The following is an 8,452-nucleotide window of genomic DNA, read 5'->3' as shown; positions in this document are numbered from 1 at the left end:
GAGCAAGCTCAATTTCCCAATTGGCCTGCAGAGTTGTGAGATGAGACCTTTGTCAGCAGTCTGAAGGGGCAGCGAGGCCCCTTCAAATTCTCTGTCAAACACCAAAGCCACAGCCAATCCGCCTGCTTACCGCAGCCGCCCCACGGAAAGCCCGGCCGGAGCGGCCTGCGCTGCTGCATCGGCAACCGCCTTCAGCTTTTCCAGATCCACGGCCTTCATCGCATCCGGCTCCATATCGCGCAGCGGCCTGAACCAGGCGGCGGCTGCCGTCAGCGGCTGCGCATAGGGCGCCGGGTAGCCGCCGAGCCCCAGGACCCATTCGCGCACGGTTTCGCGCTCCATGCGGCCGGCCTTGTAGCGGTCGTGGATGCTGGTCACGGATGCGATGAGGTCGTCGATCTTTTTCAACTCATGTCCTTAGACGCGTTATTCGCAACAGCCATAGCATGCCGGTGGCGCAGGCTGGAATGATCTGGCTCTAAGCCAGGAGCAGGGCCGTGCCGTACATGCCGGCGGCAAAGACCGTGTGCGAGACGAAGTTGAGGAAGCGCACCATATTGGCATTCGGCAGCTTGGAGGCGGCCCAGCCGAGGCCGAGACCCGGCTGCAGCAGGAACCAGCCGGCGCCGATGGTGACGATGCCGACGATCCAGGCTGGCAGGAAGGTGGGCGCCGCCAGCCATGCAGGCCCGGTGAACGCCACCAGAAGAATGCCATAGGCGATGCCGACGGCATAATGGCTGATCCAGCCCAGCGCCTGCTCATGCGCATAGGGCTCGGCCTTGGCGATCGTGTCGTGAAGGACTTTTCCGGTGCGCAAATGCCAGAACCAGCGCCCGACCGGCCCCCAGTTCGGCTTGCTCTGACCGGCCACCAGATAGAGAAACAGTGCCCAGATATCCATCAGCACCGTGCCGCCAATGCCGATTGCCACACTACGCCAGAAAAGATCGAACATGCGCAAGGGTTCCTGCTGGATGAACCGGCGTGAGCCCCTGATAGTCGAAGCAAACGCTGGAAATGACGGGGATCTGCGACAGCGCAGAGATGCGATCCGTTGTAAGTCACATTCCGTTTTTCGGTCAAGGAAGAGTGAAGCGCGATACAGGCTGATCGGCGTTTTCTGCACGCGAGCGCATGGTCAAGCCGACGTGACACGGCGGGCAAATGTTTTGAAACTGAGCGGGGGGAAAAGGCGAGGAATTACAAGCCTTTGATAAGCTGGTCGGAGTGAGAGGATTCGAACCTCCGACCCCGTCGTCCCGAACGCTGGGTAGGCGCTGAAACCCCCGCAAAAGCGGGTTTTCGTATTCATGATGGACACTCTTCGTTCCAGTCCTGTTCTTTCAAACTGTGCGGAAACTGTGCGGTGCACAGCTTTCGACGGAGAGAAGCGCCATGTTGCACCAACCCTATCGATCGTTCTCCGAGACCGCTGCCAGCTATATAGAGCATGGTGGCGATCGTCGATATCTACCGAGGATCATCGACCATTTCAAAGACCGTGCCTTGGTTTCCATCCACCCCTTTGACATCTATCAGATGGCCGAATCATTTTACCCGAATGCGATCAACGCGACGCGCAATCGCCAGGCGCTGACGCCAGCAAGGGCCGTCATGATCCACGGATATGAAAGGGGATGGTGCAGCTACATCAAGCTGCGCAGGTTTCGGCAAGATCCGCCCAAACGAAAGAGCCCTGCAGCGCCGGTCTGGCTTCACGCGTTCATTCGCCAGTGCGAGCGCGATCGGCTACACCACGTCGCGGCGATCGTGCTTTTCATGTCGCAGACCGGCGCCAGGGTGAGCGAGGCCGTCAGGCTACTATGGGCGCAGGTTGATCTGGAAGGCAGAACGGCGCTGCTTCTGAAGACAAAGACCAGCGTCAATTCGCGGCGGTATCTGACCGACGAACTGGTCACCCGGCTGCGGAAGCTTCGCGGCGATGCAGCGGCCGACGATCACGTTTTCCGCTACACCTGCCGCCATTCCGTGAATGAGAGGATCAAGGCTGTCTGCGCCAGAGCGGAGATCAGCTACAAGTCGAGCCACGCATGCGGCCGACATTCGTTCGCCACCAACGCGATGGACAACGGAATAGATATCAAATCGACAATGCAGGCTGGAGACTGGAGGAGCGTCGAGGTGTTCCTCGGCACATACGTTCACCCCAGGCAAAACGCCGGCCGCATGGTCGCCGATCGGTTCAACGCCTACCAATTTGGCGCGGACATCTAAATCGATCCTCGCAGAATATGTCAGCAAGCGGGCGATCCTTAAATCAGAAAACCCTTGCGTGTACCTGCTTGAGTCCTCATCATGCCGACGCGCAATGAGGATGCAGAAATGAACATAGAACCCATCCGGAAAATTCAGGGCGAACTTGCCGAGACCGGCCTCGGCCGCGAGATCGGTGCAACAGCCCTAACAATACTCTCTATGGGGCTTTCGGCGGTTCCGATCGTTGGAGGGCCGTTGTCTTATATGTCAGATCGCGTGAGGTCTGAGGTTTTGGACCCCGACCTTGTCAGCCACATTAAGGTGATAGCCGATACCATCGAAAGCCTTGCTCCCGATATCGCCAAAATTGAAACGCTCGAGATGAGAGTGGCGCTGCTTGAACACTTCTCGCAATCAAACCAAGCGGTAGCGGCTGCAATCAAGGACATGATTGAAAAAGTGGTCACCGGCGGCGGACTAGACCCTATTTTCATTGAGTCCAATGGCGGGATCACGAATTTCACCGACAACGTGGTCAGCAATATGCATCTACACTCCGTTGCGAGTGAAGGAGGACAAACTTTGATCGAAAGGGTTTCGGTAAGCGGGAGCGCTAAGTTCGAAACAAAAGCAGATTCTATCCATAATATCAAAAACAGCATATTTAGCGGGGGTAACTCAAAATTCAGAGCAACTTCATATATGGACAATGCGATAATCCATCCGGGCGCAACGGTAGAAACCTCTCCTTTTGGGCAGAACACTGGTGTTAAAGTCACCTTTGACGCTCAGAATGGCGGAACAGGCATGACAATTTCGGGCAACGGCATCGAATTCGGAAAGAAGAGATAGCTTCTGATTGCACTCCGTGCCGAGCTACGGAAAGTGAACCTTTCCAACGGCTCGGCAATTTTCTGGACACTGATTGTTCGTCAGCATTCATTATGCTTTTCGAAATTGTGTCCAGACGGTATGCGGTAGGCCTCGCCTTTTGACCGTCGCTCTCTATCCTCCATTCAGGAGGAATTGCCATGCGCGCCATTATGCCCCCTGCTCAGTCCGGCCCCTACCCCGACCGTCACCTTCACTGCCAGATGTTAATGGAGGAGCGCTTCAGGGCAGTACTCGATGATGCCGTCGCCGCAGGATGGGCACTCGACGAAGCGGCAACGGCCATGGTCGAGCTGGCCGATAACCAGGTCCTCATGATCATGGCGAATGCTGAGACAGACGACGAGATTGCGCGAGCGATAAAAAGCCGATGACGGACTACCAGCCCAAATACGAATGGCGCCGCACCGAGCTAGATGAAAACGACCCGCCCACCGACTTGGATTGGATCGGAATGGATGGCGTGCTGCCGATCGGTCGGATCAGGAAGGAAACGGCTGGGCCGACGAAGGGGAAGTGGCACTGGGCAGGCTGGTACCCTAAAACACACATGGGCAGCCCGCCAACTCCGAACGCTGGCTATGAGGCGACAGCTCGGATGGCCACCCAAAAAGTCGAGGATTTCTGGGAGTTGAGCCAGCGGGTCATGGCGCCGAGACAGAGGGATGCGTCCCCATGATCGATTTGCCCCGACCACAATACAAATGGATCGACGACACCGAGGTGACGCCGATCTTCCATGGTTATGACCTTATCAATCAGCGCCGGATCGGCCGTATCGAGCATCACCCTTCAGGTTGGCATTGGAACTGGTACATGAGTTTCGCTGGCTGGATAAGCCCTTGGGATGGGCTTCGCCGGTTCAGCGGGCAAGCAGACAGCGCGCGCGCTGCGGCCCTTGCGGCGGAACAATGCTATCACGACGTTTTGAGCCTGAAGCATTTTGGAATGACGCAGGACATCCTTGATCGAGCTATCCTCAAACATGCTGAGCAGCTGGAAAGGGCCGGCCCCGATCCGACGCGGCTCGGGTTATGACGCCGAGGTGATCAGTCACCGGCCGCGTCTGATCATTTCCTTCTTGAGGTCATCGACCTCTTCACAAAGTCGCTCCAGCGTACGGCACAAAGCCTCGATCCCGCGCTCAAATGACTTTCGGCTATGGATGCTTTCCATCGTCTGCGCTTCCAGAGCCGCAGTTAATTGGTTCAGCGCAGTTGGATCTACGATGACAGCAGCGACTTGCGCTGCATTACTACTGTGCTCTGGCCCCGCCCTCTGGCCTTGCATCAGGCCAAAATAACGGACAAGCAGGCCAAGACCAATCACAGCACCCAAAGCGACCAAAGCTTCAGCCGGTAACGCTTTAATCAGCTCTTCCATTCCTCGTCTCTCCCTGGTCATGCGCTGCGCGGTGGATGTTCGTAAGCTCCGCGACCACGAGCCAAGGATAGATCGCCGCCCAGGTGCTGATCACGCCTGAGGAGTAAAAGCCGACGACAACGCCAAACCAGATCGCCAAACCAAAGAACGCCGCCACCTGCCGGATTTGAGGCGTCACCTTTTTCTTTGCGCCGTTGATGATCAGGGCCACCAATCGAAGCATGCCAAGCCCCAGCATAATCACCCCGAACAGCTCCTGAGACCCGCCGAAGAAGGCAGAGAAACCCGCCCATGAAGGTTGGGCAAACAGGTTATCACCAACCAGGAGGATGACGCCGAACGTTGCGGTCACCGCGCCAGAGAACCACTCCATCATACGCGGGCCAAACCGATGGGTGATCCTGATCCATATGCCCGGCCCGGTGTAGCTGGAGGGCTCCATCAGGAGCCCTCTTTCGGATCGGCCGTGACCGTTGTCGTCACCGTTGCCGGCATCGCCGTGATGGTGGTAGTCGAGGGCTGATTGCTCGACTGTTTTCCAATTAGGAAACCAAACGCTGTTCCAGCCAGGCCGGCAACCGTGACCATCCAGGTCTGGTCAAAGGTCAAGGTCTGCGTCGTGTAGACCTGAACTGCGAGCTGGATCGGCCCAACAGCAATCAACGCCATGACAACCATTGCCGAAACCAGCACCCCGGCCCGCTCGCGATATGTACTGCTATCCATGATCGATTCCTTTTAGATCAGGAGAAGGATTTTGCTTCCCGCAGTGCGACGGTGATCGCCGCATAAGCTTCAGCCGCACGAACCAGCACCGAGGCTGCCGTGGCGCTCTCTGGCGCATCGCAGATCGTTTTCAGTGCCGACCAGGCCGCCGCCTCCTTGGCGATCGTGACGGGCTTGAGGTTTCCGGTCACCGCCACGACAATAAATGCCGAATGGGCCGTGCTGGCTGCCGAGCAGATCTGCGGCAGATTTTTCTGAATCGCGGTATCGATCGACGTGGTGGTGCAAGCGGACAGCGCAAAGCTTGCCGCTGCCATGATGAGCAGAGAGCGCATGATAATTCCTTTGATGTTGGCGGGGAGTTATGCTTCGTTGGTAGACAGTTTGCCGTCGCTCTGGACGGTTGGGACCGCGCCTTCCGGCAACGGTTCGCCCTTCGGCCACCAGTAACCGGTGACGCGGGAGACTGCGAAAGGTTTGATATTGACGGCGTCTGCCTGGTTCCCGCCGAGAACCATCAGATTCCCGGCGGCATCCCGGCCGACGACAAACCCGACATGACCGCCGCCAGTGCGCTTGAACGTAACGACGCACCCCACGGCCGGACCAGGGAGTTTCACTCCCCATTTTTCATAGGATCGAGCCATGCCGGAGCGTGTCGAGGTGATCCCGGAGCTTTCCAGTACGAACCCGACGAAGCCCGCGCACCACGGCGTTTCATCGTCTTTGAATGACAGGCCGAGCGTTTTCCACATTTCCAGAACTTCCGGCGCGTGGTTCTTGCCCTTGATCTCCCGCAAACCGGAATAGCGGCGGGCGAACGTCAGCCATCGCGGCTCTCCGGAACCCAACGGCTTCTGGCCTGCAACCGGGTAGCCGAACAGCTTCTCAAGCGTGATCGGGCCGACGTATGGCCGCGCCTGCAGGCCAACCGACTTTTTGAAAGCTGTGATGGCTCTCTCTGTCGCTGGCCCCATGATGCCATCGGCGCCGGCCTTGCCGACCGAATAGCCAAGCGCAAGCAGCCGCCGCTGAATATCAGCGATCGTTTTCATGATGATGTCCTTTTTGAGATTCGACACGCGTTGACCTGTCATGCGATCGTAGGCGCCGAAAGCAATCGGAGGGCGGAATGAGGTTAGAGCTAGGAAGAGATGAAGCGATGGACGCTAAGCTTCCAATCGAGTGCAGGCGTCCAACGATAAAGTGTTTTATCGAGATTGGCGGGCAAGGCCCCGTTCGCTACCGGCATCCGCCAGTAGAATGCGGTGCCATTATTGATACCGGCGCCAATATGTGTGCCGCGAAACCGAGCGTCATCCCATCAGGGGTTTTCCCGATCGGCTTCCACGAAGGGGCGGAAAACGTTATCGGTGGTGTTCGGGAACATGCACGTTACTGGGCGCGCTTCAGTTTCCCCATGACCGATCGAATGATTGAAGTCGAGGTTATTGACTACGAAGTCTCGGGCCTCCGGAGCGATGTGCTATTGGGAACCCCGTTTCTCGCTTTCGCCGGCCTCCATGTGGACGCGGTGAAAGGCGAACGATATCTCTGGATCTATGGCAGCTAAGCCGAAGCAGGCCTCCAAGTTATCCTTCACAGCATGCGGTTCCAGATCATCCACCAAGGCCAGAGCATCGGGATCGATCTCCTTAACGATGATTCTCACGGTACCGGCAGCCATGTAGTGGGGGACGTAGGCTGATAATACTGCCTGCACACATCGCTTACGCTCCGCCGCAACAGCTCTTTTCACTATGTCATCGATCATTATACTGCCCCCACTGACGCCAACTGCTCCGTCAGCGCGGAGATCTGCGCGAGCCGCGTCGTGGCCTCTTCCTGCAGGGCTGATACAGTTGCCTGCGCTTCATGCATCTGGATAGTTTTCTGGTCCAGATTCGTTTGCAGGGTCACAACCTGCATTTCCGCTGCAGACTTTGCTTCTAGCGCCTGGTCGCGACCACGATGGGCCGCCTCGATTGCTGCGAGAGCGGCCTCCAGCTCACCCTGCAACGTTTCGACCTGCGCATTCAGTGCCGTCACTTGCGAGAGCGCCGCCTGTGTCGCCGTCGTCATGATCGCGCTGGTCGGAAAGCCTTCTAACTGGAGCGGGGCCGCCGGCAGTATTTCATCCTTCAGCACCTCACCATCAAGGATGACGCGTCGGCGACTTTGCACATGAGCGCCCCTCGGCGCGCCCTCGTCGTCAAAACGGACAAGAATTTCATACGGGATAGTCTGGTCACTAAGGGCCATGGTAGTTCCTTCAATGAATGGAGTTTAGGAAACGATCGCGCCATCGGGAAAGCGCCAGTTGGTGCCATCAGAGACGGCAAGGCGCTTGTTACCGGTGCCATTCGAGACATAGGCTTGACACTGCGCAAAGGCTGACGCCGCCGGGAGGGTGGCAACTGTGAATGAGGGGTTTTTCAGGGGCGCCAAAAGAGAGAGGACGCCATTCGTTCTGTCCACAGTCATCGGCGTATCGACAAAAACACCGCTGTCGTTGTAGCGATTTAAAACGAGGTTGTCGGTGGTGGCGCCGGATTGAAGCGCCCACCGGTCCAGATTGGCGGAGCGGAACCTGAAGAGCTTGTTGGATGCAGCCGCACCGTTGATCAAAACAACGGATGAGGTTTCGGCATCTCCCCCAACGGTAACAGCAGCCGCTCGCACATCCGAGTAGCGACGCGCGGCCGTTCCGAGCGCCTGCCCCTTGTCTGCCGTTGGCCCGGCTATTTGAGCGTAGACGGGATTGAGAAAAGCAGCTGTGTTGTAGACAGCCTCCCAGGAACCCGGAACGCCAGCGGCGATGATGCGTGTCAGGCACAGCGTCGATGACACGTGGTAGAACACTTGCACAGCATATGACGCATCGAATTGAAGATGCAGGTACGTGCCAGAGTTACCAGCCGAGCCCGTCGCGCTCGCTGCAGCTTTGTAGACACCCGTTTGCGTCAATGTATTAAGATCAGTGACGGTTACGGCGATCGACTGCAGACCGGCGCGAAGGCGGGCGTCAGGGAGGGTGCCCGTCGTCAGATCGGTCGCAGATCCGGACGCGGCCACCGGCGCGAGCCCTAGAACGGTACGCGCCGCCGCTGCGCTGGCCGCAGCAATCAAAGACCTGCCAAATGCGGTGAAGGTCGCCAAAGCGGCAGTGCCGGTCCCTGTAAAATAAGGAACCCGATCCGCAACCGTCGCCAGACCGGCAATGGCATAAAGC

General features: G+C 57.8%; 14 protein-coding genes and 1 pseudogene. 6 read left to right on the top strand and 9 right to left on the bottom strand.

Features of this window, described 5'->3' with window-relative positions; translation table 11 throughout:
- Positions 1-126: 126 nt before the first annotated feature.
- Together ASD32_RS19965 and ASD32_RS19960 are read right to left on the bottom strand one after the other, a co-directional pair.
- A complete protein-coding gene (locus ASD32_RS19965; RefSeq protein ID WP_060639811.1) occupies positions 127-408 on the bottom strand; it encodes a hypothetical protein in 282 nt (93 codons plus the stop codon).
- A gap of 70 nt (positions 409-478) precedes the next feature.
- The gene (locus ASD32_RS19960) at positions 479-958 is read right to left on the bottom strand and encodes a DUF2938 domain-containing protein (RefSeq protein ID WP_060639810.1); all 480 of its coding nucleotides are present in this window, start codon (positions 956-958) and stop codon (positions 479-481) included.
- Positions 959-1,398: 440 nt separating this feature from the next.
- On the opposite strand from ASD32_RS19960, the gene ASD32_RS19955 reads away from it, so the two are divergent.
- The 5 genes from ASD32_RS19955 (at position 1,399) to ASD32_RS19935 (ending at position 4,149) form a co-directional block, all read left to right on the top strand.
- The gene (locus ASD32_RS19955; protein WP_060639809.1) at positions 1,399-2,238 is read left to right on the top strand and encodes a tyrosine-type recombinase/integrase; all 840 of its coding nucleotides are present in this window, start codon (positions 1,399-1,401) and stop codon (positions 2,236-2,238) included.
- 81 nt (positions 2,239-2,319) lie between these two features.
- Positions 2,320-3,072, top strand: coding sequence for a hypothetical protein (locus ASD32_RS19950; protein ID WP_060639808.1), 753 nt, complete (start codon positions 2,320-2,322; stop codon positions 3,070-3,072).
- Positions 3,073-3,251: 179 nt separating this feature from the next.
- Positions 3,252-3,485, top strand: coding sequence for a hypothetical protein (locus ASD32_RS19945; protein ID WP_060639807.1), 234 nt, complete (start codon positions 3,252-3,254; stop codon positions 3,483-3,485).
- Positions 3,482-3,790, top strand: coding sequence for a hypothetical protein (locus ASD32_RS19940; RefSeq protein WP_060639806.1), 309 nt, complete (start codon positions 3,482-3,484; stop codon positions 3,788-3,790). The genes ASD32_RS19945 and ASD32_RS19940 overlap by 4 nt, the downstream gene beginning before the upstream one ends.
- The gene (locus ASD32_RS19935) at positions 3,787-4,149 is read left to right on the top strand and encodes a hypothetical protein (RefSeq protein WP_060639805.1); all 363 of its coding nucleotides are present in this window, start codon (positions 3,787-3,789) and stop codon (positions 4,147-4,149) included. The genes ASD32_RS19940 and ASD32_RS19935 overlap by 4 nt, the downstream gene beginning before the upstream one ends.
- 15 nt (positions 4,150-4,164) lie before the next feature.
- Here the strand turns inward: ASD32_RS19935 and ASD32_RS19930 are convergent, their stop codons facing one another.
- The 5 genes from ASD32_RS19930 to ASD32_RS19910 are packed head-to-tail and all read right to left on the bottom strand — an operon-like array spanning position 4,165 to position 6,275.
- The gene (locus ASD32_RS19930) at positions 4,165-4,494 is read right to left on the bottom strand and encodes a hypothetical protein (RefSeq protein ID WP_060639804.1); all 330 of its coding nucleotides are present in this window, start codon (positions 4,492-4,494) and stop codon (positions 4,165-4,167) included.
- Complete coding sequence (locus tag ASD32_RS19925; RefSeq protein WP_060639803.1) at positions 4,478-4,936, bottom strand: hypothetical protein; 459 nt, start codon at positions 4,934-4,936, stop codon at positions 4,478-4,480. Before ASD32_RS19925 ends, ASD32_RS19930 begins: the two co-directional genes overlap by 17 nt.
- On the bottom strand, positions 4,936-5,220 hold the full coding sequence (locus ASD32_RS19920) for a hypothetical protein (protein WP_060639802.1): 285 nt from the start codon (positions 5,218-5,220) through the stop codon (positions 4,936-4,938). Before ASD32_RS19920 ends, ASD32_RS19925 begins: the two co-directional genes overlap by 1 nt.
- Before the next feature lie 17 nt (positions 5,221-5,237).
- Positions 5,238-5,555: a hypothetical protein gene (locus ASD32_RS19915; protein WP_060639801.1), complete on the bottom strand. Its 318-nt coding sequence runs from the start codon at positions 5,553-5,555 to the stop codon at positions 5,238-5,240.
- 27 nt (positions 5,556-5,582) lie between these two features.
- The gene (locus ASD32_RS19910; protein ID WP_244490211.1) at positions 5,583-6,275 is read right to left on the bottom strand and encodes a TIGR02594 family protein; all 693 of its coding nucleotides are present in this window, start codon (positions 6,273-6,275) and stop codon (positions 5,583-5,585) included.
- Between the two features lie 107 nt (positions 6,276-6,382).
- Here ASD32_RS19910 and ASD32_RS29695 point away from each other — a divergent pair, with 107 nt between their 5' ends.
- Positions 6,383-6,793, top strand: a complete 411-nt coding sequence (locus ASD32_RS29695) for a hypothetical protein (protein WP_156383255.1) — start codon at positions 6,383-6,385, stop codon at positions 6,791-6,793.
- Between the two features lie 200 nt (positions 6,794-6,993).
- Here the strand turns inward: ASD32_RS29695 and ASD32_RS19900 are convergent, their stop codons facing one another.
- Both ASD32_RS19900 and ASD32_RS19895 read right to left on the bottom strand, forming a co-directional pair.
- Positions 6,994-7,482, bottom strand: coding sequence for a hypothetical protein (locus ASD32_RS19900; RefSeq protein ID WP_060639799.1), 489 nt, complete (start codon positions 7,480-7,482; stop codon positions 6,994-6,996).
- 24 nt (positions 7,483-7,506) lie between these two features.
- Positions 7,507-8,452: pseudogene (locus ASD32_RS19895) on the bottom strand (hypothetical protein); the annotation flags it as partial.

The organism is Rhizobium sp. Root483D2 (assembly GCF_001426685.1).
Lineage (GTDB): Bacteria > Pseudomonadota > Alphaproteobacteria > Rhizobiales > Rhizobiaceae > Pararhizobium > Pararhizobium qamdonense.
This window is presented reverse-complemented; position numbering and strand designations above follow the sequence as displayed.

What these genes read in the sequence shown, in the direction of transcription:
- ASD32_RS19920 (WP_060639802.1), bottom strand. Translation starts at nt 5,220, where the DNA reads ATGGATAGCAGTACATATCGCGAGCGGGCCGGGGTGCTGGTTTCGGCA.
- ASD32_RS19900 (WP_060639799.1), bottom strand. Translation starts at nt 7,482, where the DNA reads ATGGCCCTTAGTGACCAGACTATCCCGTATGAAATTCTTGTCCGTTTT.
- ASD32_RS19930 (WP_060639804.1), bottom strand. Translation starts at nt 4,494, where the DNA reads ATGGAAGAGCTGATTAAAGCGTTACCGGCTGAAGCTTTGGTCGCTTTG.
- ASD32_RS19935 (WP_060639805.1), top strand. Translation starts at nt 3,787, where the DNA reads ATGATCGATTTGCCCCGACCACAATACAAATGGATCGACGACACCGAG.
- ASD32_RS19950 (WP_060639808.1), top strand. Translation starts at nt 2,320, where the DNA reads ATGCCGACGCGCAATGAGGATGCAGAAATGAACATAGAACCCATCCGG.
- ASD32_RS29695 (WP_156383255.1), top strand. Translation starts at nt 6,383, where the DNA reads ATGGACGCTAAGCTTCCAATCGAGTGCAGGCGTCCAACGATAAAGTGT.
- ASD32_RS19960 (WP_060639810.1), bottom strand. Translation starts at nt 958, where the DNA reads ATGTTCGATCTTTTCTGGCGTAGTGTGGCAATCGGCATTGGCGGCACG.
- ASD32_RS19910 (WP_244490211.1), bottom strand. Translation starts at nt 6,275, where the DNA reads ATGAAAACGATCGCTGATATTCAGCGGCGGCTGCTTGCGCTTGGCTAT.
- ASD32_RS19925 (WP_060639803.1), bottom strand. Translation starts at nt 4,936, where the DNA reads ATGGAGCCCTCCAGCTACACCGGGCCGGGCATATGGATCAGGATCACC.
- ASD32_RS19955 (WP_060639809.1), top strand. Translation starts at nt 1,399, where the DNA reads ATGTTGCACCAACCCTATCGATCGTTCTCCGAGACCGCTGCCAGCTAT.
- ASD32_RS19940 (WP_060639806.1), top strand. Translation starts at nt 3,482, where the DNA reads ATGACGGACTACCAGCCCAAATACGAATGGCGCCGCACCGAGCTAGAT.
- ASD32_RS19915 (WP_060639801.1), bottom strand. Translation starts at nt 5,555, where the DNA reads ATGCGCTCTCTGCTCATCATGGCAGCGGCAAGCTTTGCGCTGTCCGCT.
- ASD32_RS19945 (WP_060639807.1), top strand. Translation starts at nt 3,252, where the DNA reads ATGCGCGCCATTATGCCCCCTGCTCAGTCCGGCCCCTACCCCGACCGT.